A 25,601-nucleotide genomic window follows, 5' to 3' on the forward strand; every position below is an offset into this window, starting at 1 on the left:
GTGCGCCGGCTCGGTTCTCGGTCGCCGTTCGTCCGCGCCTTGGGGGTCTGGATGTCCGCTGCACGCCGTCGCCTGCCGGACGAAGTACGGTCGGCCGCCGTTCGGGCCTGGATGAGTCTCTCGTGCACCCTGGTCACGCTGATGGTGGCGACGCTGGCCTCGTACGCGGGGAGTTGGCTGCTGGCGCCGGCGCTGCTGGCCAGCGCAGTGGGTGTGTTCGCCACCGCTTGGTGCCTGTTGGAGATCTTCATCTCGCGTCAGATCGCGGCGCAGCGGATGAGCAGGCCCGACTCGGCCTCGCCGATGTCCGGGAGCCGCTATGCGAAGCGGCGCCCGGACGGGAGCCGGGCGCCGCTGCAGTACTGATCCCGGCGTCGGCCATGGATCGTGCCGGGGGCGCGGGGAACGGTCCGTTCGGTCCGGGGAGTTGGCCGTACGGATCCCCGGATCGACCGGACAACCTGCCGGCGCGCTCACCGAAGTGCGCTGCGGCGGTGGATGGTTGACCGCCGCACCCACCACCCGCCTCGCCGCAGGAGCAGCGCTGGACCTGGATCGTTTAACTGGGGTTCAGCCACCGGCGGTTGGCCCCCTCGGCCGCTCAGCGCTTCAGCACGTAGCCGTACTGGACCGGCCAGTCGGGGGTGACGCCGAGCCGCTGGGCCGCGTGGAGCGGCCAGTAGGGGTTGCGGAGGAGTTCGCGGCCGAGGGTGATCACGTCGGCCTTGCCGCTGGTGAGGATCTCCTCGGCCTGGACGGGGTCGGTGATCAGGCCGACCGCGCTGGTGGCCAGGCCGGTGGCCGCGCGCACCTGATCGGCGAACGGCACCTGGTAGCCGGGGCCGACCGGGATCCTGGCGTCGGGGACGAGCCCGCCGGAGGAGGCGTCGAGCAGGTCCACGCCGGCCGCCTGGAGTTCCTTGGCCAGCAGGACGGTCTCCTCGGGCGTCCAGCTCGGCCGGCCGTCGACCCAGTCCGTGGCGGAGACCCGGAAGACCACCGGCAGCTCCTCGGGCCAGACGGCGCGGATCGCCGCGACGACCTCCAGCGCGAACCGGGCGCGCCCGGCGAAGTCGCCGCCGTAGCCGTCGGTGCGGTGGTTGCTGAGCGGGGAGAGGAACTCGTGGATCAGGTAGCCGTGGGCGCCGTGGATCTCGGCCACCTGGAAGCCCGCCGCCAGCGCCCGCTTGGCGGCGTCGGCGAAGGCCTGGACCAGCTCCTGGATCTCGTCGACCGTCAGCTCGTGCGGCACCGGCCCGCCGGCGGTGAAGCCGATCGCGGACGGGGCGACCGTCTGCCAGCCGAGCCCGTCCGCCGGGAGCGGCGCACCGCCGAGCCAGGGCCTGTCGTGCGAGGCCTTGCGCCCGGCGTGCGCCAGCTGGATGGCGGGCACCGAGCCGTGCTGCTTGACGAGTGCGGCGACCCGGGCGAGCTGCTCCTGCTGCCGGTCGTTCCACAGGCCCAGGTCGTACGGTGTGATCCGCCCGTCGGGGCGCACTGCGGTGGCCTCGACCATCACCAGTCCGACCCCGCCGGCCGCGCGGGTGGCCAGGTGCGCGAGGTGGAAGTCGGTGGCGACACCGGTCTCGGGCCCCTCGGGGGCGGCCGAGTACATGCACAGCGGTGCCAGCCAGATCCGGTTGGGGATGGTCAGCGATCGAAGGGTGATCGGCTCGAAGAGTGCGCTCACGGCTGCTCCTGGGACGGACGTGCAGGGGTTTGTGGAGACACTCGTACGATATCTCTCGTAGTACGACGTCTGTCAAACTACGATTCCTCTCGTACTATCGAGGGGTGACCGAGACCATCGCAGCCACCGGAGACCAGGCCGTACTGCCGGAGCCCACCTGCGGGGAGATCCGCCTGGAGGCGGTGCTGCACGCCCTCGCGGACCCGGTACGGCTGCAGATCGCCACCGAACTGGCGGTCAACCGACACGAGATGGCCTGCCAGGCGTTCGGCCTGCCGGTGAGCAAATCGACCACCACCCACCACTTCAAGGTGCTGCGCGAGGCGGGCGTGATCCGCCAGTTCCGCAGGGGGACGGCCCGGATGAGCATGCTGCGCACGGAGGATCTGGAACTGCTCTTCCCCGGCCTGCTGGACGGCGTGCTGAACGCCGCGCTGGCCCAGCGGGCCCGCGTGGAGCAGTGTCCGGACGGCGGGGCGGTCTGAACGGTCCCGGCGAAGCGGGGACGGCCCGGCGGGGCGGTCCGAACGGTCCCCGTGGCGGGGCTGAGGGCGTCAGCGCTTGCCGAGCGTGAAGAGCAGGATCATGAAGCCCGCCCAGATGTGGGTCGCCGCGATGTAGATCAGCGCCCTGGTCAGCATCGCCTTGCGGCGGCTCTTCTCCTCCGTCTTGGCGTCCGCCATCGGTGGGCTCCCTGGGGTTCGGCGGCCGCGCCGCCGCGCAGCTGGGCGAGCGGTGCGCCCTGGTCGGCGAGCAGGGTGGTGAGGATTCGGCGTGCGGCACTGTGCAGCTCGGCCACATCGGGGGTGCTCAGCTCGTACACCACGGTGTTGCCCTCGCGGGTCGCAGTGACCAGCTGGGTGCGGCGCAGCACGGCGAGCTGCTGGGAGAGGCTGGATGCCTCGACGTCGATCTCGGTGAGGAGTTCGCGGACCGGCCGCGGGCCGTCCTGGAGGAGTTCGAGAACGCGGATCCGGACCGGGTGACCGAGGGTGCGGAAGAACTCCGCCTTGGCCCGGTACAGCGGTACCGGCATGCTCAGTCCTCGTCCCCTACGTCGTCGTCCGGCTCGTGCGGAACCGTGATGCTGTGGCGGGCGGCGATGCGGAGCAGCCCGGTGATCCGGCCCCGGTACGCGTCGATCCCGTCCTCGTCCCCGGCCTCGCGGGCTGCCGCGAGGTCCAGCCTCGCCTGGGCGAGCTGGTCGCGCAGTTCCTCGGCGAACACGTCGGTCACGCGTACAGGATCTATGAATGTGAAGAATTCTTCAAGCCGATCACCGGCCTCCTGACCGCCGGTCCGGACACGGCTTCCCGGACACCGGAGCGGCGGCGCCGGAGTCCCGCCCGAGCCGCGCAGCAGCAGGGGCATGGAACGCCGTGAACGGCTCTCCATGCCCCTGTCACTGCAACTCCTCACCGCTGGAGGGTCGTTCAGACGGCCGCCGGCTCCGCGGGCCGCTTGAACATCCGGGTCGCGGTGATCTCACCGTGGATGGTGGGGCCCTGCGGGTCCTGGGGGGCCGGGAGGCCGGGGCGGAGGTGCTCCTCGACGGAGATGTACTTGAGGCCGGCCCGCAGGTCGGCGTCGTTGCGCAGGCGGATGACCAGCGGGAACTCGGCCAGCGCCGTGGTGTCGAACAGACCGGTGGTGTAGATCAGCTGGACGCCCAGGGCGTCGGCCACCGCGCGCTGGAGCTCCAGCAGGTAGGTGGCGTTGGCGCGGCCGATCGGGTTGTCCAGGAAGAGCGTTCCGGCGTGCCGGAGCTGGGACTGGCCGCGGTCGTTGGCGCGCAGCGCGGCCATCGTGCAGTAGAGCGCGATGGCGGCGGTGAGCAGCTGGCCGCCGGAGAACACGTCGGACATCTGGCCGACGCCGACGCGTTCGGCGCGCAGCACCGCATCCGGCTTGAGGATCTCGACGCTGACGCCCTTCGGACCGATGGCGGCGGCGACTCCGCGCAGCAGCAGGGACATTCCGTCCCGGCGCAGGTCGGAGTTCTTCTTGACGGCGGCGCGGGTTGCCTCGTCGATGACCTCGCCGAGGCGTTCGACCAGCACGGCGTGGTCCGGGTCCTCGAAGCGGATCCGCAGGAACTCCTGTCCGGACCACTCCCCCAGGCCGTCGGGCAGCCGGGACAGGCGCTGGGCTGCGCGCAGGGTGGCCAGCGAGCTCTCCACCAGGCCGCGCAGGCGGTCCACGATGGAGCCCCGGTTGCGTTCCAGCTGCGCCAACTCGTCGCTGAGGACGCGCAGTCGGGGCGCGAAGGCGGCGGCCCAGGCGGCCGCGTGGTCGGGCAGCGTGGCGGCCGGGAGTTCGCGGATCTGCTGGCGGGCGGGGGTGCGCACGGCCTCGTAGCGGGCGGCGTTGGCGTGCCGGATCAGGGCGTCGGCCGCGTCGCGGACGGCGAGTTCGGCGGCGCTCAGCTCGGTGGCGGCGGCGCGCAGGCTGCGGCGGGTCTCGGTGGCGGCGCTGCGGGCCTCGGCGAGGCCGCCGAGGTACGGGTCCGAACTCTGCTCCGCCTCCTCGGGGTTGTCGCGCAGGCCGTCGCGGAGCCCGGCCGCGGCCTCGTCGAAGTCGGCGGCGGCGCTCTGGGCGGCGTCCAGGGTGCGCTGGAGGTCGGCGTACTCGAGGCGGGCCGTCTCCACCTGCTCGCGGCGCTCGGCCAGCAGCGAGGTGGCGGTGCGCAGCAGGGTCTGGGCGTGCTCGGGGTCGGTGGGGACCAGGTCCTCGGGCAGTTCGGTGTGGCACTCGGCGCCGTCGGCGGGGGCGGAGCGCTCGACCTCGCCGCGCAGGCGGCCGAGTTGCTCACTGGCGGTGGCGGAGCGGGACTCGATGGTGGCGACCAGCTCCTCGGCCCGCGCGGCGGCGGCCTGGCGGGCGGGGCCGTCGGCGCCGTCGGGGCTGGAGAGCAGTTCCTCGGCGCGGGTGCGGACCTTGTTGGTGAGGCGGTCGAGCTCGGCGGCGGCTGCCGCCTCGTCGCCTTCGGCGCGGGCCTGTTCGGCACGTAGGTCGGCGCCGACACCGACCTTCTCGTAGAGCTGGGAGGCGGCTCGGTAGGCCTCGCGCAGGGCGGGCAGCGAGGCGGGGGCTTCGTCGGGTTCGATGATCTCGGTGCCGGCGGAGATCTCGGCGCGTTCGGCGCGCAGGGTGCGGGCGGTGCGGCGGGCGTCGTCGGCGGCGCGCTGGGCGGCGCGGCGGTCCTCGTCGCAGGTGCGGGCGCGCTCGGCGCAGCCGGCCTGGCGGCGGTCGCACTCGGCTGCGTCCTCGGTGAGTTCGCGGCGGCGGCGGGCCCAGTTGGCGCGTTCGCGCAGCCGGAAGGCGAGTCCGGCCAGGGCGTCGGCGCGGCGGCGGGCGCGCTGTGCACTCTCCCGGTGGTCCTCGTGGATGGCGGCGGCCGCAGCGTGGTCGGTCTCGGCCTCGGCGTGCTCGGCACGCAGGGTGGTGAGTTCGGCGGCGGCGCTCTCGGCGGCGAGGGCAGCGGTCTGGACGGCTTCGGCGAGTTCGGCGAGGGTGCCGGGCGGGCAGCTGGTGTGCCAGGAGGCGAGGCGGGCGGCGAGGGCGCGGTCGTGGCCGAGCCGGGCGGCGAGTTCGCGGATGTGCTCCTCGCGGGCCATGGCGCGGGCGCGCAGTTCGCGGCGCTCGCCGTCGGCGGCGTTCTCGTCGTGCATGGCCGGGTTCGGCGGCACGACGAAGAAGGGGTGGAAGGCGGGCCCATCGGTGTTCGTGATCGGGGCGATCAGCGAGGCGGCGGTGCCGACGGCGACGGTGGAACGCGGCAACAGGGCGGCGCTGCCCAGGGCCTCGCGGGCGCGGTCGAGCGAGCTGGGGTCGGTGACGACCACGCCGTCGACCAGTTCCGGCCGGGCGGCGAGGATCGCCTCGTGGTCGGCCGGGTCGACGGACTGGGCCAGGTAGCGCCAGCCGGGCAGCGCGGGGATGCCGTGCTCACCGAGGTACTCCACGGTGGCGAGCACGTCGGGGCCCGGCGGCAGCAGCCCGCCGTCGCCGAGCGCGGCCAGGATGCGGGAGTCCTCGGCGGCGGCCGTGCGGAGGTCGAAGAGGGTCCGCTCGGCGGTGGCGATGGCCTGGTCGAGCTGCTCGCGCAGGTCGTCGGCGTTGACGTCGAGGACGGCGGGGGTGAGGAAGCCCTCGCCCTCCTCGGCGCCCTCCTGGTACGGAGTCAGCGAGAGCAGGCCGGCGAGGCGCTCCTCGGTGGCGAGCAGCGCGGCGGTGCGCTGCTCGGCGCCCAGGGCGTGGCGGGCGGCGGTGTGTGCGTCGGCGGCGCGGGCGGCGGCGAGTTCGGCCTTGGCGGCCAGGGCCGAGGTCTCCCGGACCCGGGCGGCGGTCTGCTCGGCGGCGACGCGGGCCTGCTCCAGTGCGCTGGTGGCGGCCTTCTCGGCGTCGGCGGCGAACAGGGCGGCGCGGGCCGGGTCCGGCTCGTCGGAGTCTGCGTCGATCCAGCCGGCCTCGACGGCGGCCTGGGTCTCCTGCTCGACCTCGGCGAGGCGCTGGCGCAGGTGCTCGTCCTCGCTGCGGGCCTTCTGGGCGGCGGTGGCTGCGGCGGTGGCCTCGGCCTGCGCGGCGGCGCCGTCGGACTGCAGCTCCCCGGCGCGCAGCTCCTCCTGGTCGGCGCGGGTCTCGGCGGCGACGGCGGCGCTCTCCAGTGCCCGGGCCAGTGCACCGGCGGCCTTGGCGCGGGCGGCGAGCGCCGGGGCGGCGTCCAGCTCGGCCTCGCGGATCGCGGCGGCGACCCGGGCCACCCGGTCGGCGGCCGCGCGGTGGCGCAGCACCGCCTCGGCGGCTTGCCAGGCGGAGTGCAGCGTACGGGCGTCGGTCAGCTCGCGGCGCAGCGCGGCGGCCTCGGCGGTCGCGGCGGCCAGCCCGAGGGTGGCGTGGCGGTGGGTCAGCTCCGCGACGATAAGGGAGTGCCGGGTGCGGTCGGTCTCAGCGGCTGTGACGGCGCTCGCGGCGGCAGCGACCTCGATGGCGAGGTCCTGGGCACGGTCGCGTTCGGCGGCGGCGCGGGTGGCGAGGGCGTGGGCGAGCCGGCGGGTGCGGCGCTCGGCGGTGCGGTGCGTCTCGCGGACGCTCTCCCGGGCGGTGGTGCAGTCGACGATCCGCTGCAGCAGGTCGAGCGAGCCGGCGGTGAAGTCGCGTTCGGCGGTGAGTTCGGCGCGGCGGCCGAGCTTGGCGGCGAAGCCGTGGACCAGGTCGGCGAGGCCGTCGGTGTCGCGGGTGTCGGTGACGGCGCGCAGCAGCAGGTCGGTGAAGTCGGAGTCGTGCTTGACGGCGAAGAGGCCGGCCGCCTCACCCTCGTCGGCGTTCATCTCGCGCTGGTAGCGGAAGAGTTCGGGGTCGAGGCCGAGTTCGCCGAGGTGCTCGGTCCAGCGGTCGTGGCCGTCCTCGAAGGTGAGGTCGAGGTACGGGTGCGCCTTGCCGGTCTCGGTGAGGGCGTCGCGGAAGCCCTTCATGGTGCGGCGGCGGCCACGGGCCTTCTGGTCGGCCAGGTTGATCCGCTCGGCGACCGGGAGCGAGTCCAGGGTCAGGCCGGGGCCGGGGCGGAAGGAGTACCAGAGCTCGGCGAACTTGCGCGGGTCGGAGGAGACCTGGCGGCCGCGCCACTCGCTGACCTTGCCGACCACGATCAGCTCACCGGTGACGGTGTGCTGCCACTCCAGGGCGACGTGCCCGCAGTCGTCGGCGAGCAGGAACTTGCGCAGCACGCCGGAGCTGGCGCCGCCCAGGGTGTTTCGGTGGCCGGGCAGCATCACCGAGAAGATCAGCTTGAGCAGGACGGACTTACCGCCACCGTTCTCCAGGAACAGCACGCCGGCCGGGGCGGGGCGGCGCTGCGGGCCCTCTGGGTCCGCACCGAACAGACCGATCTGCTGCGGCACGGGCTCGGGCACCGGTTCGCCGACGCCGCGCAGGTCGAGCACCGTGTCGGCGTAGCGGGCGCCGGCCGGTCCGATCGAGTAGAGGCGGACCCGGTTGAGCTCGTACATGTGCGGCGGTTCTCCAGTGACGGGGGGGTCGGGGTGGTCAGGGGTCGGCGGTGGCGGTGGATCAGAGGGAGTGGAAGGGCAGGCCGGCGTCGGCGACCAGTTCCTCGCTGTCGTCCGCGGGCAGCAGGCTGGCGGTGCCGTCGCTGACGGCGACCACGCCGAGTTCCAGCAGTTCGGCCATCGCGGCGCTGCCCGCCAGGTCGCGGACCTGGAGCTGGTAGCGCGCGGTGGTGCGGTAGGTGCCGCCGGAGTCGTCCGAGACCTTCTGCAGGAAGCCGGAGTCGACCAGGAACAGCACCGCCTTGGAGACGATGCCGATGGTGGAGCCGGCCAGGCGGCGGGCGTCCTTGGTGGCACCCGTGGCGCTGCGGCGGGCCCAAACCCGCCAGGCGGACTCCAGGCCCGGTGCGTCGCTGGCCGGGTCGGTGTTGGCGCCCGCGGCCTCGGCCTGCTGTTCGAGCCGTCGGCAGGCCTGGCGGACGAAGGCGTCCACGCCGTTGACGCTGACCCGGCCGAGGTAGCCGTCGTCGGCCAGGTCCTCCGGGCGCGGGAAGGCCATCGCGGCGATGGCCAGGTGGGCCAGGCCGTGCAGGAAGCGGTCGGTGGACTCGGCGGCGGCGCGGCGGGAGTAGTCGCCCATCCGGACCGCGAAGACGGACTCCTCGGCGGCGGCGACGGCCATGCCCGCACGCGGGGACACCTCCAGCACCACCAGGCCCATGCCGGTGGCGACGGCGTCGGCGAGCCGGGCGAACGGCGGATCCTCCCGGTGCCGGCGGATCAGTTCGGCGTACTCCGCGTCCCGGGCCGGGAGCAGCTTCGCCTGCAGTCCGAAGGAGACCAGCCGCGCGGCATCGGCCACGTCGGCGGGCGTGATCGGCGCCGGGGCGGGCTCGGGGTCGGGCGCCCAGGTCGCGTCCGGGTGAGTGATCACGGATGGTGCTCCTTGCGGATGGTACGGGGGAGGACGGGACGGCTTGCGGGGTTCTTTTGGCGCGCGGCCGGCCGGGGTACCGCCGGCGGAGGCTGACGGTGCGCCGACGGCTGACGGCGAGCCATCAGCTCGCGTCCTTGCGGTCGGCCGCCATGCCGGCGGCGTCCAGCAGGGCGCTGCCGACGATCAGGTCGGCGCCGCCGAACTCCGGGTCGTCCAGCCGGGTGCCGTCGTCGACCGCGAAGAGCAGGCGTTCCTCGCCCTGCCGGTAGGCCGTACCGACCGGCGGGCTGGCCGCGTGCACGGCCAACAGGGCGACCAGGTAGGGGAGTTCCGGATCCTGGCGACGAGCCTCGGCGAGCAGGCCGGAGAGCCGGCGGGGGGCGTCGGCCGGGAGGTCGAGCAGCTCCAGCGCGGCCTCCAGCTGGGCCTCGGAGAAGCGGCTGTCGTCGGGGGTGGCGATCAGGTCGGGGTCGGGCAGCTCGGCACCGAGGTGCTCGCGCTCGACGGGCGGGGTGAGCAGCAGGTCGACCAGGTCGGTGACGCGTACCGAGACCGGGGTGCGCAGGCCGATGCCGCGGGTGAAGAAGGCGTCCGTCGGCCGGGTGGCTTCGGCTATCGGCAGGCCGAGCAGCGGGGCGAACAGCTGGCCGTAGAGGTCGATGCCGCTGCCGGCGCTGGGCGCGGCGAAGGCCTGGCGGTCCTGCTCGGCACGGAACAGCGGGCCGGCCTCCAGCAGGCGGGTCTGCAGCTGGGTGTGGCGGCGGATGCAGTCCTTGACGATGTCGACCAGCTCGGCGGCGCGGCGCTTGTGCTCCGGCCCCTCGGCCTCGTCGCGGGCCTTGCGGATGTTGGTGAGGATCGCGTTCTCGTGCCGGTAGCGGTCGGCGATGTGGTCCAGGGCCTCGTCGATCAGGTCGGGAATGGCCTGCATCCAGTCCACCGCGCGGACGTTGCGCCGGGTGGCCTCCAGGGCACGGCGCAGCGTCTCGGCGTACTGGACGGTGCGGTAGCGGGCTTGCTCGGCAGCGAGCTGGGCGTCGGCGAGGCGGCCGCGCCGGATCAGCACCTCCAGCTTGACCTCGGCGGCGATCTGAGCGGACGTCACGTCGGTGTCGAGCGCGCCGACCAGGACGTTGACCGCCTCGTCCGTGGTGCGCAGGTAGACGCCACCGTCGGGGCCGGGCACTTCCTCGATCAGCTTGAAGTCGTAGTCGCGCCTGACGTACTCGCCGTCGGCGGCGAAGGTGCCGTAGACCATGCGGAAGCCGCGGTCGACGCTGCCGACGTTGATCAGCGACTCCAGCACCCAGCGGGCGACCCGCTCGTGCTCGGCGGTGGCGCGGGCGGGGTTCTGTGCGGCGACCCGGGGCAGCAGGCGGGCGAGCACGGTGTCGCGGTCGGCGCCGGTGTCGAAGTCCATGTTCAGCGTGACCAGGTCGATCACGGCCAGGCCGATCTCGGCCATGGTGTACGAGCCGTACTCGCCGGCAAGGTTGACCTTGCGGCTGTCGAGGTCGTGCAGCGGGGCCGTGCAGGCCAGTGCCTTGAGCCGACGGGCGAGCCCTTCGTCGGCGGCCGGGCCCGGGGCGGGCCGGGCGGCTGCGGCGGGCGGCCGGAGCTCGGTCCCGGCGCTCTGATCTGCGATGGCGGTCACGGGGGACAAGATTAGAGGTTCGCACCGGCAAGGTCCGAAACGAGCCCGGCCATCCTGGCCGCCGGGGACGCGAAAGACGTCCACGGCGAAGTTGAACGCGTTCAATTCCAGGTCTACAGTCGACCGCGGAGCGGCCGGACGGTGTTCTCCGGCCGCCGTTGGGACAGGTTCGGACAGGTGGGGGCTTGGCATGGGAAACCTGGATGGCGCCGGGACGGCCGGCGAGCGGGCATTGCGCGGGGACGGCGCAGCCGACGGCGGGGACGGCGCAGCCGACGGCGGGGACGGCGCAGCCGCGGGCAGCGCGGCCGGAGCCGGTGAGCTGCGCCGGATCAGGACCTGGCTGTGGATCTTCGTGGTCTGCCTGGTACTGAGCGGGCTGACCGCCTTCCCGCTGCAGACCGAGTCACGCTGGCTGGCCGAGTTGATCGGCGGCTCACCGGTCGGCCATACCTTCCCGGCGGCGACCGCCTGGGCGGAGCGGATCCGCGACGGGCTGGCCGACACCAATGCCCGCTATCCCTTCCTCGCCTACGGCACCGACTGGCTCGCCTTCGCGCACCTGGTGATCGCGGCGGCCTTCTGGGGACCGATCCAGAACCCGGTGCGCAACGTCTGGGTGGTCAGGTGGGCGGTGATCGCCTGCGCCGGGATCATTCCGCTGGCACTGATCTGCGGCCCACTGCGCGACATCCCGCTGGCATGGAGATTTGTCGATATGTCTTTCGGCGTGGTCGGCGTGGTGCCGCTGCTGATCGTGCTGCGCGCGATCCGGCGACTCGAACGGGCCACCACGGCGCCGGGTGTCCCACTGTCAGCCTGACCGCGCCCAGCCGGCGGCCCGGCCCCCGGGGAGCGGACCGTCGACGGGTCGCGGGGGGCGTGGGGGCGTGTCCGCCGACGGACGGCAGGTGGCGCGGTGGTGATCCGATGGGCCGCCGTCGTACCGGGGTTCCGCACAGCGGAGCGTCCTGCGCCCCGGGCGGCTATCCACCGATTGGGGGAGCGTGCGAGGGCCCGTCGCACGCTCCGTCGCCGGGTCACACTCACCCCTGCCACCGGCCAGGCCCTACGATCAACCCGAACAGCGGGCGTGGGCAGACGCGGCAGCATGACGCGGGAGGCGGGCGTGGCGTGGCCGATGCGGTGATCGATCTCAATGCGGATCTCGGCGAGGGGTTCGGACGCTGGGACCTGACCGACGACGAGGCCCTGCTCTCCGTAGTCACCAGCGCCAACGTGGCCTGCGGTTTCCACGCCGGCGACCCCTCGATCATGCGCCGGGTCTGCGCGCTGGCCGCCGAACGCGGGGTACGCATCGGCGCCCAGGTCTCCTATCGCGACCTCGCGGGTTTCGGCCGCCGGGCGATGGACGTACCGCCGGAGGAACTGGCCGACGAGATCGCCTACCAGATCGGCGCTCTCCAGGTCTTCGCCCGGGCGGCCGGTTCCCGGGTCTCGTACGTGAAGCCGCACGGCGCGCTCTACAACAAAGTGGTGGGCGATTCCGAGCAGGCCGAGGCGGTGGTGGCCGGGGTGCTGCGGGCGGGAGCGGTGTGCGACGGGCCGCTGCCCGTGCTCGGCCTGCCCGGGTCCCGGCTGCTGGCGGTGGCCGAGGGCGTCGGACTGCCGGTGGTCGCCGAGGCGTTCGCCGACCGGGCGTACACCTGGGCGGGCACCCTGGTCCCGCGCCGCGACCCGGACGCCGTGGTGCACGACCCGGAGGCAGTGATCGCGCGCGCCGTCGGCATCGCCAGGGACGGCCTGGTCACCGCCGTCGGCGGGGAACCCGTCGCCGTCGAGGCCCGTTCGCTCTGCGTGCACGGCGACACCCCGGGCGCGGCCCAGCTCGCCTGGCGGGTACGCGGAGCGCTGGCGTCCGCCGGCGTACGGGTCGAACCGTTCGCCTGACACGCCCCGGCACGGGCAACGGCCCGGACTGACAGGCGGACAGGCGGATGAGCAGGGGTGGGCGACCGGTCCGGGCGCGGACACGGTACGGGCACGGGCACGGGCACGGGCACGGGCACGGCCAGGAAGCGGCGGTTGGCGGCTATGGCGGGGAATGGCGGAACATGGCAGATGGTTTGATGTTGCGTCAGGTCGGCGAGGACGCACTGCTCGTGGAGGCCGACCGGATCGAGCGGGTGACCGCCCTGTACGTCGAGCTGCTGGCCCGGCGGGACGAACTCCCGGAGATAGCCGAGATCGTGCCCGCCGCGCGCACCGTCCTGCTGGACGGCGTCACCGACCGCCCGCTGCTGCTACGGAAGTTGGCCGAGTGGACGGTTCCGCTGCACCTGCCCGCCGAGGGCCCGCTGGTCGAGGTGCCGACGGTCTACGACGGCGCCGATCTGCCCGAGGTCGCGGCGCGTTGGGGCGTCTCGTCCGAGGCGGCGGTGCGGATCCACAGCGAACCGGAGTACCGGGTGGCGTTCTGCGGCTTCGCCCCGGGCTTCGGCTATCTGACCGGTCTACCCGAATGCTATGAACTGCCCCGCCGCGAGACCCCGCGCAGCTCCGTGCCGGCCGGATCGGTCGCGCTGGCAGGCTCGTTCACCGGGGTCTACCCGCACTCCTCCCCCGGCGGCTGGCAGCTCCTCGGCCGCACCACGCTGACGCTCTGGGACGTCCGGCACGACCCGCCCGCCCTACTCGCCCCGGGCGTCCGGGTACGGTTCGTCCCGGTTCCGGACACCCTGAGCGGCAGTCGGCTCCCACCGGCGGGCAGCCGGGCAACGGACCACCGTTGACTTCCTCTCCCTCGTGAACGAGGGGGAATCCAACCCTCGCGGTTCGGGCTTTCCGCTCCACAGCCGGCAGCTGTCCTGGAACTACCGGCGGAGGGGCGGTGCACCGCCCATCGGTCTCGCATCAGCTCCACGGACCTGACTTCCCGCCAGCCCTGCGGTAGGCCCGGCAAGCTTGGCTACCGCTTACCGGGCACCATGGTCCGCCCTGCCGGCGAAACGCCGCTTCCTGACCTGCTCCGCAGGAAGTCCGATTCCCCCCGGCTGAGGCCAGGGGATCTCCTGGAGGTATCAATGAACGGCCTGCTCGTCGTGCGCCCCGGCCCGCTGACAACGGTCCAGGACCTCGGGCGGCGCGGTGTGGCACACCTCGGCGTACCGCGCGGCGGCGCACTGGACGAGCCCGCTCTGCGGACGGCGAACCGGCTGGTCGGCAACCCGCCGGGCACCGCGGCTCTGGAGACCACCGTGGGCGGCGTCGCGGTGAAGGCCCTCTCCCCGCTGCTCGTCGCGGTTGCCGGCGCGCCCGCACCCGTGCGGGTGGACGGGCGTCCGGCCGCGTGGGGTGCGCCGGTCGTGGTACCGGCGGGGGCGGTGGTCGAGGTCGGGCCCGCCACGTACGGCGTGCGCAGCTATCTGGCGGTGGCCGGCGGGCTCGCGGTGTCCGAGGTGTTCGGCAGCCGCTCGACCGATCTGCTGTCCGGGCTCGGTCCCGCACCGCTGACGGCCGGCCAGGTACTGCCGGTCGGACCGGCGGTCGGGCCGTACCCCGCGGTGGACTTGGCCCCACTGCCCGCTCCCCCGGTAGAACTGATGCTGCGCCTGCGCCCCGGCCCGAGGGCCGACTGGTTCACCGCCGAGGCGCTCGCGGGTCTGGCGCGCGCCCGTTACCGGGTGTCGACGGACAGCAACCGGATCGCGCTGCGCACGGAGGGACCGGCGCTGGCCAGGGCCCGCGAGGACGAACTCCCCAGCGAGGGAGTGATGCTGGGGTCGGTCCAGGTGCCACCGGACGGCCTCCCGGTGATCTTCCTCGCCGACCACCCGACCACCGGAGGCTACCCGGTGATCGGCGTCGTCCCGGCCGCCGACCTCGCCGCCGCTGCCCAGGCCCGCCCCGGTACCCCGCTGCGTTTCTCCCTGCTGCACGGTCCCCGGGACCGGTCCGGCAGCTGAGACGGAGGGCGGGCAAGGGCCAGGGCCGGCACGAGAGCAGCACCACGGTCTCCTGTCAGCGGCCGAAACGGTTCAGCAGCCTGCCGCCATGCGGTGAGGCGCTGCCCGGGGGGATGCCCGGTGGGCCGCACGCTGTCACCGGCGCATGCGGCCGGGCCGACCGGAGACCGCGGGCCACCGTCGCCGGGACGTCCGAGCCGGGCTCGGCGGCCGGGTTACTCCCCCAACTCGGAGAGCCGACGCTCCAGTTCGGTCCGCTCGACCGCGTTGCCGGTCAGCGACAGTGCGCGCCGGTAGGCCCGGGCCGCGCCCTCGCGGTCTCCGACCTGCCGCAGCAGCTCGGCGTGGGCCGCGTGCAGCGGCTGGTAGCGCGCCAGCCGGGAGTCGTCGAGCAGCGGTGCGAGCACCTCCAGACCGACCGAGGGGCCGACCGCCCGGGCGAGCGCGACCGCGCGATTGACCTCGATCACCGGTGAGGGCGACAGGCGGCCGAGTGCCAGGTAGAGTCCGGCGATCCGCGCCCAGTCGGTCTGCTCGGCGCCGGGTGCTTCGACGTGCAGCGCGGCGATCGCGGCCTGCAACTGGTACGGGCCCGGGCGGCGCAGCCCCATCGCGGCGTCGAGCGCGCCGAGCCCCTCCCGGATCCGGTCCCGGTCCCATCGGGAGCGGTCCTGCCGGTCCAGCGGGACGTAGCGGCCGTCGGCGTCGAGCCTGGCGTCGCGGCGGGCGTCGTGCAGCAGCATCAGCGCCAACAGACCGCGCACCTCGGCGTCCTCGGGCATCAGGGCAACGAGCAGCCGCCCCAGCCGGATCGCCTCACCGCACAACTCGCCCCGGACCAGCCGGTCGCCCTCCGCCGCGCCGTAACCCTCGTTGAATATCAGGTACACCGCGGACAGCACGCCCTCCAGCCTCCCGGGCAGCGCCGCACCGCCCGGCACCCGGTACGGGATGCCGGCTTCGGCGATCTTGCGCTTGGCCCGTACCAGTCGCTGGGCCATCGTGGTCTCGGAGACCAGGAAGGCCCGGGCGATCTCCCCGGTGCTGAGGCCGCCGAGCGTCTTCAGTGTCAGCGCCACCCGGGCGGGCATCGCGAGGGCTGGGTGGCAGCAGGTGAAGATCAACCGCAGCCGGTCGTCGACGACCTCACCGCCCTCGTCGGCTCCGTGTTCCGGGCGGTGCTCCTGGGCGTCGAGGCGCGCGAGTTCGGCCAGCCGTGCGGCGCGGTCGGCGATGGCCCGTTCGCGCCGCAGCCGGTCAATCGCCTTGCGGCGTGCGGTCACGGTGATCCACGCTCCCGGATTGGCCGGGACGCCGTCCTCGGACCAGGCGGCGAGCGCGGCCGCGAACGCGTCCTGAACGGCGTCCTCGGCGAGCTGGAAGTCGCCGAGGTGCCGGATCAACGTGGCCAGCACCGCACCCTGTTCGGCGCGGAAGGTGCGTTCGACGGCGGCGGCCGGACCAGCCGGTGCCGCAGGCTCAGCGGCCGGCCGCCACGCGTCGTTCGAGCTCACGCCCTATCCCACTCCTGTCCCGCCCCGGCCGCCTAGGCCTGGCCCCAGACCGGCCGCACCTCGACCGAACCATAGCTGCTGCTCGGCATCCGCGCGGCCCATTCCAGTGCGACGTCGAGATCGGGCGCCTCGATCAGGAAGTAGCCGGCCAGGTACTCCTTGGTCTCCGCGAACGGCCCGTCGGTCAGCTGGGTCTCACCGCCCCGCACCCGGACGGTCGTCGCCGCGTCCGGTCCGGCGAGCCCGTCGTTGGCGAGGAACAGTCCGGCCTCCTTGAGGTCCTGGTCGTACCGCATCCACCGGGCGTGCTGCTCGCGCATCTCCTCGGGCGCGGGGCCGCCCTTGGTCGGCAGATAGTTCAGCAGCATGTACTTGGGCATCGTGACTCCTCGGTCGGTATCGGCCTGGTCGGTATCGGCCGCTCGTTCGGCGGCCTCATCCAGGACGACGCCGCAGGTCCGCCGGATTCGACACCCCCTGAGAAGTTTTTTCGGATTCTCGGAAATCCGATGAACTTCAGGCGCCGATCCTGCGACCGGGGCCGCTCCGGCTCCGGTCATCGGGCAAGCCGGTGGCCGGGCCGACCGCGACGGCACCGAGGTCGGACGACACGGCCGCACGCTACCGAGTCCACTCGCCGGGCCGCGCTCCGACAGGCCGTGCGTCGGTCCGGCGCCACCCGATCGCGCCGCGCGCCGACCTCTGGCGGTCATCCGGGACCAGGGGTCCTCGCCACCGTCGTGGCGGCTCCCGTCGAACCGTTCCGGCACCCGCGGATCGCCTCGGTCCGCGGCATCGAGTCAGCGCGGTCCGGCCCTTCCAGCGGGCACCACCTCCACCGGGAGCCGGTCAGTTCCTCCGGAGCGCCGCGAGGAACGCGTCAGGCATTTCGAGACTCAGGCGCAACTCCCGCAGCCGCACCGGGAAATGGACCGCGTATCCGCGTACCGCGGGGTCGATTCCCAGCCGGACCAGCCCCCTCGACGAGCCGTTGACCAGCCAGTGACCGGCGAAACCGTGCACGCCCCAGCCGGTGACCCAGCCGCTGTCCGGTCCGGCGGAGCGGATCGCGTCCAACGGGATCCGCACGCGGAAGGCCCAGCCCATCCGCACCGTGACCGCGCCGTCCCCGACCCGGGCACCCGCCCGGCGCCGCCCGAGACCGACCACGGTGGCCAACGGGAGGAACCAACTGTCGTAGCGCAGTGGGAACTCGGAGATCGTCACCCTGCCAGCCTCGCACAGCACCGGGCCGCAGAACGGCAGTTCGAGCCGTCCTGACGCTCTGTTGATGCGCGCGACCGCCTCAACGCCTCCCGGCAGGCGCGATCCGGGCCGGACTCGCGGCCCGGGGTGCCCGGCCCGGCCCTACGTCGCTCTGCGGCGCACCCGGCTTGCCGCGCGCCTCAGTTCCCGGCAGCGCGGCGGCGCCACCAGACCATGCCGCCGACGGCCGCGGCCAGCACCACCACGACCGTGATGACCACGGGAACACTGCCGGAGGACGAGCCGCTGCCGGATGCCTTCGCCGTGGCCGAGGCGGGCGCCGCAGCGGACGCGGACGCGGAAGGCGAGGCGGACGCGCCGGTCGAGGCACCCACCGAACCGGCGGTGGCGGTCGGCGTGGCGGGCGCAGCCGACGGGTCGGCCGGCAGCGGGGTGGCTCCGGGGGCTGCGGCCGCCAACTTGAGTACGGGCGCCGGGTGTTCCGGGGCGGCCCCGCCCTGCGGGAGTTCGATCCAGCGGTCGACGTGGCCGTCCGTGTAGGTCACCAGCGACTTGAACACCAACTCCTTGGCGTCCGGCAGCTGCCGCACCTTGATCTTGTAGCCGGCGGCCTTCGACGGCGCCAGCGCGGGGCCGGCGACGGTGTAGCCGTCGGCGGAGGGCGTGAGCATCCACCCCTGCGGTCCGTCGGTGAGCGTCACGTCCGCGGGCGCGATGCCCGTCGGCAGTGCGACGCGGATCTGGTTGATGCCCGCCGTGTCCGACTCGCCCTCCGCGTTGAACAAGACGACCGCGCCGACGGCCAGCGCCTGTGCCCCGTCCGACTCGACCTCGACATGCGCCGACGCGGGGCCCGTCAAGGCGAGCACACCGGTCAGGGCGACGATCGGCGTGACGGCACGGGCCAGGACACGGGAACGGGAACGGGAACGGTTCATGAGGACAGCTGCTCCAGGGGGCACGGGGCTGGGGTACGGGACGGAGCCCATGGACGGCCGCGGACGGATCGGCCGGACAGCCCCGCCATCATGCCCCACCCGGTGCCGTGCCGGGTACAGGGCCTCCGCGCGCCGTCGGCGCTCCCGAACCACCGCCGATCTAGCCTCCGGACGCCCGCGCACTCCCCGGTGTGCCTCGGTGCGCCCACCGCGCGCTGCCGCACGCCCCCGGTGTACGCCTCCGTACGATCCCGTCAGGTACGGTCCCGCGCGGTCAGCCGCCCGCGGACCGCGGCGTGGACCTCGGCCTCCTCGGCCGGGTCGGCGGCGAGGCGGCGCAGGCGCTCCAGCACCCGGACGTCACCGGTGGTGGTGACGTGACGGGCGGCGAGTTCGCGGGTGGACTCCTCGCAGTCCCAGAGGCACTCGACGGCGATACCCCGGGCGAAGTGCGGGTCGGTCACGGCGAGGGCCCGGGCCGCGCGGCCGCGCAGCTCGGAGGAGGCCGCCTCACCGTAGATGTGGCGCAGGGCGGGTACGGCGTGCGCGGCGGCCAGCCGTCCCGCTCCGTCGACCAGGGTGCCGAGCCCGGCACCGGCCACCCCGCGGACCGAGAGCCAGCGGCGCAGCGCGGCGACCACCAGCGGGCCGTCGCAGGGTTCCCCGGTGTCGGCCAGCAGTTGCACGGCCGCCTCGCCGAGGGCGCTGTCGGCGCCGCCGTTGTCCGGATCCGCCCAGCGGCGGGCGTGGCCCAGGACCTCGGGGCCGCGCATCCGCTTGACCAGTTCCAGTGCGGCGCAGACGATCCGCTCGTCGATGTCGGCGGCGGCGGTCTCGATCAGGGCGGCCGCCTCGGGATCCTGCTGGTCGACCAGGTACCGCAGGGCGGCGATCCGAGCACCGGGGGCACCGTCGAGGGCGGCCTCCAGCACGGCCTCGTGGTCCTCCGGGCGGCGGACCACGGCGGCCAGGCAGCGGGCGGCCGCCGCGGCCCGGCGCGCCAGCGCTCCGCCCTCCGGAGGTTCGCCGGTCACCGCGGCCGCGCCCGGCTCCGACCGGTCGGCCCAGGCGAGCACGTCGGCGGTGCTCCAGCCCGGCGTGACACCGCTGCGGTTGAGCTGGCGCTGCCAGAGGTCGAACGGGGACTGCTCGCTCGCAGCGGCCACCCTCGGGTAGTGGGCGGCCCACAGCCGCCACGGCCTCGGTTCGTACGCGGAGCGGATCGCGGCGCGCAGCTCGGCCTCGCCGCGCTCGCCCTCCGGGAAGCGGGCCAGGACGGCGGGTGCGAGCGAGAGCAGCGAGCGGTCGTCGTCGCGCAGCGCCAGCTCGTCCAGGGCCCAGGCCCAGTTGGCGCCGACGGCGGTGTAGCCGCGCAGCAGGTCGAGGGCGTCGCGGCGTCCGTAGGCAGCGAGGTGGCCGAGCACCGCGAGGGCGAGGCCGGTGCGACCCTCGTCCTGGTCGAAGACGTCGGCGGGGTCGTGCAGATGCTGCTCGAGGCCGGTGAGCGGAGCCTCCAGCTCCATGTACAGCCGGGCGTAGTAGAGGGAGCGGTTCTCGACCTGCCAGTCGGCACGCGGGTCGCAGGTGACGCATTCCTCAAGGGCGGCAAGTGCCTCGGCGCGGTCGGCTGCCAGCGCATGCAGCTGCCCGTCACCGCGACCCCTCTGGAGGAGGCCGAGGAGGCTGGCGCTGGGCGCTATCACTGGCTCGAACATGAGGTCAGCATCCGTTGCGGCGGTCGTCGTGGGCAACGGGATTTCCGTCGCCGGGGGTTAACTGGTCGGTCGTGCAAGGGCGCCCCGGGCGCCGGAATCACCGAAGGTTACCGCCTGGGCGCTCCTTACGCACACAGGACCGAGCTGGACTACCCGCGGTCCGACATCGGGACACCGGGAGCGGTCCATCCGTACCGATCCCACCCGGAACAGTACCGAAATCTCCCGACAACGCACCCTGCTCGCACACAACTACAGATGCGGAAGCGGCACGGCAGCGACTGGATCAAGCCACTACCACGCCGCTCCGCGCCGCCGCCGGAATGCCGCCCGCGGACCCTGTCAGATCGCGCGGGGCTTCGGCGGCATCACCGAATGGATCTCGTCCCGCAGCTCCGCCACCGCCGGGATGCCCTGGTACTTCGCCGACAGCCGGTACATCTCGCGCAGCCGGTCCCAGGTCCGCATCGAGGAGGTCTGGTTGATCGCCGCCAGCGCCATCTTGGCCTGCACCTGGGCCTCGTCCGGCTCGCCGGAGATCCAGTAGACCGAGGCGAGGGTGATCCGGTCCATCAGGGCGGAGCGCTCCCGGCCGCTCATGGCCCGCTTCTCGATCGCTCGGCGCGCGTGCAGCTCGGCCAGCTTGGCCGCGCCCGGGTCGTGCTCGGCGAGCGTCCGGTAGACCAGGGCCTGCATGCCGTGCAGCTCGGCCTCGTCGAAGAGCAGCATCCAGCTCGGTGCCGGGTCGTCGGCCGGCTGGACGAAGAGCTTCTCGGCCTCGCCCAGCACCCTCCTGGTGGCCTCCGAGCGGCCGAGCGAGGCCTGCGCCCAGGCCTCGATGGTGTACAGCATCGCCCTGGTCTGCGGCAGGGCGCGGTCACCGCTGCTGGCCTGGGCGAGCTGCATCAGCTCCAGGGCGTCGTCGGCCCGGCCGAGGTGCAGCATCTGGCGGGCCGCGCGGGAGACCGCCTCGCCTGCCCGGGGGCGGTCGCCGGCCTCCCGGGCGGCCTGGGCGGCGATCACGAAGTACCGCTGCGCAGTGGGTTCGAGGCCCACGTCGTGCGACATCCAGCCGGCCAGCACCGAGAGGTTGGCCGCGACCGTCCACAGCCGCTGCTTCACCCCGGGGTTCAGCTCGTGCGTCAGCAGGCCGCCCACCTCGTTCAGCTGGCCGACCACCGCCTTGCGTTGGAGGCCACCGCCGCGGGAGGCGTCCCAGGCCCGGAACACCTCGACCGAGTGCTCGAGCGCAGCCACCTCGTCGGCGCCGACCGGACCGGGTTCATAGACGTTCACCACAGGGTTGGAGCCGCCCTGGGCGATCACTTTCCGAGGCCCGGGACGTTCCGCCGCGTACGCCACGTCGGGGCCGCTGAGCCAGTCGTACAGATTGTCGGCGATGACGGCACCGGCCGTGAGCGCGGCTGACGCCCCCACAAATCCGCGTCGGTTGAGCATGAGGTCCATTCCCGTGAACTCGGTGAGGACCGCGGCCGTCCGATCCGACTCCCAGGGTTCTGCCGACGGCGTCGTTCCGGACCTGGTTCGCCGGTGTCGTTCCAGACCGAGGTCCTCAGTGGTGACGACACGGCCGAGCCGCTCCGTGAACACGGCAGCCAGCAGTCTCGGCACGGGATCGCGTGGGATCTCCCCCTGCTCGATCCAGCGCCGGACCCGCGAGGTGTCGGTGGACAGCTGCTGCTGGCCCATGGCCGCACCGCGCCGGTTGACCAGCCTGGCCAATTCGCCCTTGGACCAGCCGGTCAGGGCGAAGAGGTCGGCGAGTCTGGCGTTCGGCTCCTTGCTCACGTGAAGCCCCCAGGTTCCTCGGCTGACCTCGACACTAGTAGCCGTGTCATGTGCCACGCGACCATTCGCCATGCTTCGCCAGGGTCCGCCACATGGTGTACCAGTGGCGATCGGGTGTCAGGTAGGAGTGCGCCACCTCGACTCCGGGTCGGGACGGCCGAGGCCCGGTCAGCACACCAGCTGACCGGTCGTCGGCGACCTCTCCCGTGGCCTCGTCGGAAGGGGTGGCGCGGCCGGGTGGCGCGCAGGCGCCGGGCACGGCCACGGCGGCTGCGGCCTCCGCACTTCCCCAGGGTGCGGGCGGCCCGCCACCGCCGCCGCGGGCTCCCACAGCCGTACCGTCCGTGCCCGGCGCCTGCGTTCCACCCCCGGAAGACCGGCCGGCAGTCGGGTGCACGGACGCCACGCGTCCGACTGCCGGCCGGTCGGAGCCCTGACGGTGCGCCAGGACCCGCGCCACCGGGGCAGTCCGTACACGTCAGGGCGTCAGCTCTCACCGGCAGGGGCCACCGATCGGCCAGGAAGGGACTCTCACCACCCCATGTACTCCTCAGCCACCAGCGGCACCACCCAGACCCGCACCGCGCTGCGTCCCCCCAACGCAGCGGCCGGCGGCCGGCCCGCGCAGGGCCCGGTTCCGCGTGGTGCCGAACTCCGCGACCCGCGCGTACTGGCGGGCCGCGGTCCGGTCGGACAGGTCCCGCTCCGGCCGGCCGACCAGCTGGCCGGGCGCCCCGGGGCCGACCGGCTGCTGCGCGGCCGGCATCTGGACCCTTCGGTGGACCGGGTCGACCCGGCTGCCCTGCAGACGCCGGCCGTGCGGGCGGTGCTGGCCAACATCTCGCGGATATGTCCCGCCTTCCTCCCCCGCCAGGTGCTCCGGGAGGGCAGCCAGCACATCCTGATCGCCGGCACCATCGGCCGGGCCCCCGTAGTCGCCAAGTGCCTGTCTCCGCAGGCCCTGCGCGGTGAGCAGCACGTCCAGCTGATCGAGCGCTTCCACCACGAGGTGGCGGTCTACCGGGCCTTCGTCCGGCACCGTCCGCCGGTCCGGCTGCCGCGGCTGGTCGCGGCCGACCACGACCGCTGCGTCCTGGTGCTGGAGCGGGTCCCGGGCCGTCCGGCCTCGCGCGAGCGGCACCCGGTCAACGCGCCGACCCCCGGCGAGGTGCGCGCCGTGCTCGGCGCGGTCCGGACGCTCAACCTGTGGCGCCCGCCGACGGACGTCTTCGGCAAGCCGCTCGACTACCAGCTGGAGGTCGCCAGGTTCCACTCGGTCGGGCAACTGACCGACCGCGACGCGGGAGACCTGCGCCAGCTGCTGCACGGGGTCCAGCACACCTCCTGGCAGCTCTGCCACGGCGACGCGCTCCTCGGCAACATCCTGCTGGCGCCGTCGGGGCCGGTCCTGCTCGACTGGGAACAGGCCGGCTGGTACCTGCCCGGGTACGACCTCGCGGTGCTGTGGAGCGTCCTCTCCGGGGACACCGCCGCCCGCCGCCAGATCAGCCAACTCGCCCAGTCCGGCGGGACGGTGGCGCGGGACGCGTTCCTGGTGAACCTGGTGCTGGTGCTGATGCGGGAGATCCGGCTGCACGACGTGCCGGGCGCGGGCGAGGAGCAGCGCATCATGATCCGGCGACTGTACGACGACGCCGCGCTCGCCCGTCGGGCGGTCCGTGCGGCGGTCGGTACTCGCTGAACCTCCCTCCCGGGTGTACCGGGAGGGCAGGCACTCGGGGCGCGCAGGGAAGGCAACCGCCCCTTCAAGCGAGTGGGGTTGCCGTCCGGGGGCGCGGGGCTCTGCTCGGTCAGCCTCGCGCTCCCGGGCGGCGCGACCGGCTTCGGGACTGCTTCGGCTTGCGACCTTCGGCTCTGCGCCGGGTCCTGCGCCCCTGGCGGGATCGCCCTTCTGCGCGCCCCCGGAAAGCAACTTCGCGCCCTGGAGGGTCTGCGCGCCCCTCGGATGCCTCAGTACGCCCGGCGTGTGCCGCGTTCCAGAGCGGCGCACCCGAGCGCGTCGAGCACCGCGTCCTCGGCCGGGAAGTAGACCCGGCCGCTGAGGATGTCGCGCAGATGGCGCTCCAGCGGGTGGCGGCGGCTGAGTCCGGGATTCCCGGCGAGCGTGACGGCCTGCTGAACGGCTGTGGTGGCGGTGCGGTTGACGGTCAGCTGGGCCGCGGCGGCGCGGGTCACGGCCGTCGGCTCGCCCCGGTCGACCCCGGCGGCCAGACCGGTCACCAGTTCCTCGGCGGCAATCAGCGAGCTCTCCATCTCGCCGAGCGCGGTCCGGTAGCGGGGCAGGTTCGCGAGGAGGTGCCCTCCCCCCGGCCTCCGAGGCCCGGAATCCGGGGGAAGCTCCGTCAGGTCGGCGGGAGCCTTCCGGTCGAGGAAGCGGACCAGCCAATCCTGCGCCGCGCGCGCCACGCCCAGGAGGACGGCGGACAGCGCGAGGTCGCGCCAGGCCAGGTCGAGCCGCTCGGCCGCGAGAACGTCCTCCGAACGCGGTCCGTTCGCCTCGGCCAGCCCGACGGCGGCCTCGGCCGGCACCCGCACCCCGGCGAACAGCACGTCGTGCCCGGCGCTGGCACGCAGCCCGAGCTGGTCCCAGACCGGGTCGATCTCGATGCCCTCGGCATCACCGCGGACCAGGAACAGACCGGTCCGCGGAGCCGGTTCGTCAGTCCTGGCCCATATCGCCATCCAGGCCAGTGCCTCGGACCCGGCGCAGTACGTCTTCCGGCCGTGCAGCACCCAGCTCCCGTCGGCCGCCCGCCGGGCCACCGTGGCGGGCAGACCGGATCCGCCGCCGGGCTCGGTGCGCAGGGTGTCGACCAGCGCGGGCCCGCGCCGGGACTCAGCCAGCAGCTTGCGGTAGACCTGGGCAGGCCAGCGGGGTGCTCTGGCCTGCTCGGCGTGCTGGAGCAGGGTGAAGGCGGCGAGCACCGCCACCGAGGCGTCGCCGCGCCCGAGTTGGCCCAGCACTCGGACGGTGTCGGCGAGCGTTCCGCCCCGGCCGCCGTACCGCGGGGCCATCGTCAGGGTGAGCAGCCCGGCCTCGTGCAGGGCTTCGACGCCCTGGTACGGGAAGGTGGCGTCCCGGTCGTGCTCCTCGGCGCGGGCGGCGAGCAGGTCGACCACCCGGGGCAGCCGGGCGAGGGCCTCGGCGACAGCTGACGGGCCGTCGGTCGGAAGATCGGCGGAGCGGGTGGTCATGGTGCTGTGGCCTCCGGGCGGCAGCGTGAACCTCGGCGGACTTCGGTGGCACAACGGACGGCGTGCGGTTTCGGACGCGGCGCCCCGAAACACGGCAGCCCGGCCGATCGGTTCGGCCGGGCACGCGCCGCCTGCGGAACGGAAGGTTCCCCCCTCAGCGGCTTCGACACGCCGCGCTCGCGGTTCGCCGCAGGTCGAGATAGCTGCGACGGGTCAGCGGCGGGCGGCGACACGACATGCTGGTGACTGTACGAAGCGTTGATCGAAGCCGTCAAGCACACCCGGGAGGCGGCGGAGTGCCCGCCCCGGCCGACCCCCGCCGCAGCGGTGGCGAGGGCGGATCAGCCCTGCTGGAACATCTCCGCGGGCAGCGGCTTCAGCAGCTGGTAGAGATCGTCCGAAATCGGCCGGTCCCAGGAGGCGATGGTGACCTGGACGCCGTCGCTGCGCCCGAACTGGGCGCAGAACACCCGCTCCTCGCTGACCTTGACCTTCTTCACGATCAGTAGGTCATCCCCGAGCATGACGGGGAAGTCCTCGGCCGAGACGAACTCGACCGGCTCGTCGTTCTCCAGCGCCTCGAGCAGCTGGTGGACCTCGAACGGGACTCCGTCGGCCGCGTCCCTGGCCGGAGAGCCCTCCGGCAGGTTGCCGATGAACATCGCCGGACCGCGACCGCCGAACAGGTCGTACCGCAGGAAGATGCCCTGGCAGGAGCCGTCGGGGGCGCTCATCATCATGGCGCCGAAGTGGCCGGGCCAGTCTCCCGGGTCCATCGCGAGCACGTCGAAGTCCGGTCCTGCGGGCGAGCCGGAGCGACGGCGGAGAAATGACATGACACCCATCGTACGTGCCTGTCAGCTGCCACTTCACGGGGTGGGTGGGGGCGCGGCCGAGATCCACGCTCAGAGACCAATGTTGACTCTGAGCAACCACCCGGGCTACGTTCGGTTCTGCACGGCAGCCG

Annotated in this window: 22 protein-coding genes; 7 read left to right on the top strand and 15 right to left on the bottom strand. The window is 73.7% G+C overall.

Annotation, left to right across the window (positions count from 1 at the left end):
* Positions 1–51 precede the first annotated feature (51 nt).
* A complete protein-coding gene (locus ACZ5ON_RS29310; protein WP_465599021.1) occupies positions 52–366 on the top strand; it encodes a hypothetical protein in 315 nt (104 codons plus the stop codon).
* A 235-nt stretch (positions 367–601) separates the two neighbouring features.
* Here ACZ5ON_RS29310 and ACZ5ON_RS29315 read toward each other — a convergent pair whose 3' ends face one another.
* Positions 602–1,690 carry an NADH:flavin oxidoreductase/NADH oxidase gene (locus ACZ5ON_RS29315; protein WP_465599023.1) on the bottom strand — a complete coding sequence of 363 codons (1,089 nt, stop codon included), beginning with the start codon at positions 1,688–1,690 and terminating at the stop codon, positions 602–604.
* A gap of 104 nt (positions 1,691–1,794) precedes the next feature.
* On the opposite strand from ACZ5ON_RS29315, the gene ACZ5ON_RS29320 reads away from it, so the two are divergent.
* Positions 1,795–2,175: an ArsR/SmtB family transcription factor gene (locus ACZ5ON_RS29320; protein ID WP_465599025.1), complete on the top strand. Its 381-nt coding sequence runs from the start codon at positions 1,795–1,797 to the stop codon at positions 2,173–2,175.
* 69 nt (positions 2,176–2,244) lie between these two features.
* Here the strand turns inward: ACZ5ON_RS29320 and ACZ5ON_RS29325 are convergent, their stop codons facing one another.
* The 6 genes from ACZ5ON_RS29325 to ACZ5ON_RS29350 all read right to left on the bottom strand — a co-directional run bounded on the left by ACZ5ON_RS29325 (position 2,245) and on the right by ACZ5ON_RS29350 (position 10,289).
* A complete protein-coding gene (locus tag ACZ5ON_RS29325) occupies positions 2,245–2,373 on the bottom strand; it encodes a DUF6126 family protein (RefSeq protein ID WP_465599027.1) in 129 nt (42 codons plus the stop codon).
* Positions 2,325–2,726, bottom strand: coding sequence for an ArsR/SmtB family transcription factor (locus ACZ5ON_RS29330; protein ID WP_465599029.1), 402 nt, complete (start codon positions 2,724–2,726; stop codon positions 2,325–2,327). The genes ACZ5ON_RS29325 and ACZ5ON_RS29330 overlap by 49 nt, the downstream gene beginning before the upstream one ends.
* A 2-nt stretch (positions 2,727–2,728) precedes the next feature.
* The gene (locus ACZ5ON_RS29335; protein ID WP_344640042.1) at positions 2,729–2,926 is read right to left on the bottom strand and encodes a hypothetical protein; all 198 of its coding nucleotides are present in this window, start codon (positions 2,924–2,926) and stop codon (positions 2,729–2,731) included.
* A 197-nt stretch (positions 2,927–3,123) separates the two neighbouring features.
* Complete coding sequence (locus ACZ5ON_RS29340; RefSeq protein ID WP_465599031.1) at positions 3,124–7,698, bottom strand: hypothetical protein; 4,575 nt, start codon at positions 7,696–7,698, stop codon at positions 3,124–3,126.
* Between the two features lie 61 nt (positions 7,699–7,759).
* Positions 7,760–8,632: a hypothetical protein gene (locus ACZ5ON_RS29345; protein WP_465599033.1), complete on the bottom strand. Its 873-nt coding sequence runs from the start codon at positions 8,630–8,632 to the stop codon at positions 7,760–7,762.
* Positions 8,633–8,756: 124 nt separating this feature from the next.
* Entirely contained in the window at positions 8,757–10,289 is a 1,533-nt protein-coding gene (locus tag ACZ5ON_RS29350; RefSeq protein ID WP_465599035.1) for a hypothetical protein, read from the bottom strand.
* 190 nt (positions 10,290–10,479) lie between these two features.
* Between ACZ5ON_RS29350 and ACZ5ON_RS29355 the strand changes: the two genes are divergently transcribed.
* From ACZ5ON_RS29355 to ACZ5ON_RS29370, 4 genes are all read left to right on the top strand, one after another.
* Positions 10,480–11,112: a hypothetical protein gene (locus ACZ5ON_RS29355; RefSeq protein ID WP_465599037.1), complete on the top strand. Its 633-nt coding sequence runs from the start codon at positions 10,480–10,482 to the stop codon at positions 11,110–11,112.
* Between the two features lie 311 nt (positions 11,113–11,423).
* Positions 11,424–12,200, top strand: a complete 777-nt coding sequence (locus ACZ5ON_RS29360) for a LamB/YcsF family protein (RefSeq protein WP_465599039.1) — start codon at positions 11,424–11,426, stop codon at positions 12,198–12,200.
* A gap of 164 nt (positions 12,201–12,364) precedes the next feature.
* Entirely contained in the window at positions 12,365–13,042 is a 678-nt protein-coding gene (pxpB, locus tag ACZ5ON_RS29365) for a 5-oxoprolinase subunit PxpB (RefSeq protein ID WP_465599041.1), read from the top strand.
* Positions 13,043–13,333: 291 nt separating this feature from the next.
* Entirely contained in the window at positions 13,334–14,215 is an 882-nt protein-coding gene (locus tag ACZ5ON_RS29370) for a 5-oxoprolinase subunit C family protein (protein ID WP_465599043.1), read from the top strand.
* Between the two features lie 215 nt (positions 14,216–14,430).
* Here ACZ5ON_RS29370 and ACZ5ON_RS29375 read toward each other — a convergent pair whose 3' ends face one another.
* From ACZ5ON_RS29375 to ACZ5ON_RS29400, 6 genes are all read right to left on the bottom strand, one after another.
* Positions 14,431–15,729, bottom strand: a complete 1,299-nt coding sequence (locus ACZ5ON_RS29375; RefSeq protein WP_465599045.1) for an RNA polymerase sigma factor — start codon at positions 15,727–15,729, stop codon at positions 14,431–14,433.
* Between the two features lie 32 nt (positions 15,730–15,761).
* The gene (locus tag ACZ5ON_RS29380) at positions 15,762–16,109 is read right to left on the bottom strand and encodes a YciI family protein (protein WP_344640051.1); all 348 of its coding nucleotides are present in this window, start codon (positions 16,107–16,109) and stop codon (positions 15,762–15,764) included.
* A gap of 469 nt (positions 16,110–16,578) precedes the next feature.
* On the bottom strand, positions 16,579–16,956 hold the full coding sequence (locus ACZ5ON_RS29385; protein ID WP_465599047.1) for a hypothetical protein: 378 nt from the start codon (positions 16,954–16,956) through the stop codon (positions 16,579–16,581).
* 179 nt (positions 16,957–17,135) lie between these two features.
* Complete coding sequence (locus tag ACZ5ON_RS29390; RefSeq protein WP_465599049.1) at positions 17,136–17,894, bottom strand: DUF1775 domain-containing protein; 759 nt, start codon at positions 17,892–17,894, stop codon at positions 17,136–17,138.
* Positions 17,895–18,148: 254 nt separating this feature from the next.
* Positions 18,149–19,609 (bottom strand): HEAT repeat domain-containing protein, encoded by a 1,461-nt coding sequence (locus tag ACZ5ON_RS29395; RefSeq protein WP_465599051.1) that lies wholly within the window; start codon positions 19,607–19,609, stop codon positions 18,149–18,151.
* Between the two features lie 342 nt (positions 19,610–19,951).
* Positions 19,952–21,418 (bottom strand): DNA-binding protein NsdB, encoded by a 1,467-nt coding sequence (locus ACZ5ON_RS29400; RefSeq protein ID WP_465599053.1) that lies wholly within the window; start codon positions 21,416–21,418, stop codon positions 19,952–19,954.
* A gap of 541 nt (positions 21,419–21,959) precedes the next feature.
* Here ACZ5ON_RS29400 and ACZ5ON_RS29405 point away from each other — a divergent pair.
* Positions 21,960–23,120 (top strand): aminoglycoside phosphotransferase family protein, encoded by a 1,161-nt coding sequence (locus ACZ5ON_RS29405; protein WP_465599055.1) that lies wholly within the window; start codon positions 21,960–21,962, stop codon positions 23,118–23,120.
* Positions 23,121–23,389: 269 nt separating this feature from the next.
* On the opposite strand, the gene ACZ5ON_RS29410 is transcribed toward ACZ5ON_RS29405, so the two are convergent.
* A complete protein-coding gene (locus ACZ5ON_RS29410; RefSeq protein WP_465599057.1) occupies positions 23,390–24,634 on the bottom strand; it encodes an acyl-CoA dehydrogenase family protein in 1,245 nt (414 codons plus the stop codon).
* 341 nt (positions 24,635–24,975) lie between these two features.
* The gene (locus tag ACZ5ON_RS29415; RefSeq protein WP_344640058.1) at positions 24,976–25,470 is read right to left on the bottom strand and encodes a hypothetical protein; all 495 of its coding nucleotides are present in this window, start codon (positions 25,468–25,470) and stop codon (positions 24,976–24,978) included.
* Between the last annotated feature and the right edge of the window lie 131 nt (positions 25,471–25,601).

The organism is Kitasatospora sp. NPDC032150, assembly GCF_055579945.1.

What these genes read in the sequence shown, in the direction of transcription:
- ACZ5ON_RS29310 (WP_465599021.1), top strand. Translation starts at nt 52, where the DNA reads ATGTCCGCTGCACGCCGTCGCCTGCCGGACGAAGTACGGTCGGCCGCC.
- ACZ5ON_RS29325 (WP_465599027.1), bottom strand. Translation starts at nt 2,373, where the DNA reads ATGGCGGACGCCAAGACGGAGGAGAAGAGCCGCCGCAAGGCGATGCTG.
- ACZ5ON_RS29330 (WP_465599029.1), bottom strand. Translation starts at nt 2,726, where the DNA reads ATGCCGGTACCGCTGTACCGGGCCAAGGCGGAGTTCTTCCGCACCCTC.
- ACZ5ON_RS29340 (WP_465599031.1), bottom strand. Translation starts at nt 7,698, where the DNA reads ATGTACGAGCTCAACCGGGTCCGCCTCTACTCGATCGGACCGGCCGGC.
- ACZ5ON_RS29355 (WP_465599037.1), top strand. Translation starts at nt 10,480, where the DNA reads ATGGGAAACCTGGATGGCGCCGGGACGGCCGGCGAGCGGGCATTGCGC.
- pxpB (WP_465599041.1), top strand. Translation starts at nt 12,365, where the DNA reads ATGGCAGATGGTTTGATGTTGCGTCAGGTCGGCGAGGACGCACTGCTC.
- ACZ5ON_RS29370 (WP_465599043.1), top strand. Translation starts at nt 13,334, where the DNA reads ATGAACGGCCTGCTCGTCGTGCGCCCCGGCCCGCTGACAACGGTCCAG.
- ACZ5ON_RS29380 (WP_344640051.1), bottom strand. Translation starts at nt 16,109, where the DNA reads ATGCCCAAGTACATGCTGCTGAACTATCTGCCGACCAAGGGCGGCCCC.
- ACZ5ON_RS29390 (WP_465599049.1), bottom strand. Translation starts at nt 17,894, where the DNA reads ATGAACCGTTCCCGTTCCCGTTCCCGTGTCCTGGCCCGTGCCGTCACG.
- ACZ5ON_RS29395 (WP_465599051.1), bottom strand. Translation starts at nt 19,609, where the DNA reads ATGTTCGAGCCAGTGATAGCGCCCAGCGCCAGCCTCCTCGGCCTCCTC.
- ACZ5ON_RS29405 (WP_465599055.1), top strand. Translation starts at nt 21,960, where the DNA reads ATGTACTCCTCAGCCACCAGCGGCACCACCCAGACCCGCACCGCGCTG.
- ACZ5ON_RS29410 (WP_465599057.1), bottom strand. Translation starts at nt 24,634, where the DNA reads ATGACCACCCGCTCCGCCGATCTTCCGACCGACGGCCCGTCAGCTGTC.
- ACZ5ON_RS29415 (WP_344640058.1), bottom strand. Translation starts at nt 25,470, where the DNA reads ATGTCATTTCTCCGCCGTCGCTCCGGCTCGCCCGCAGGACCGGACTTC.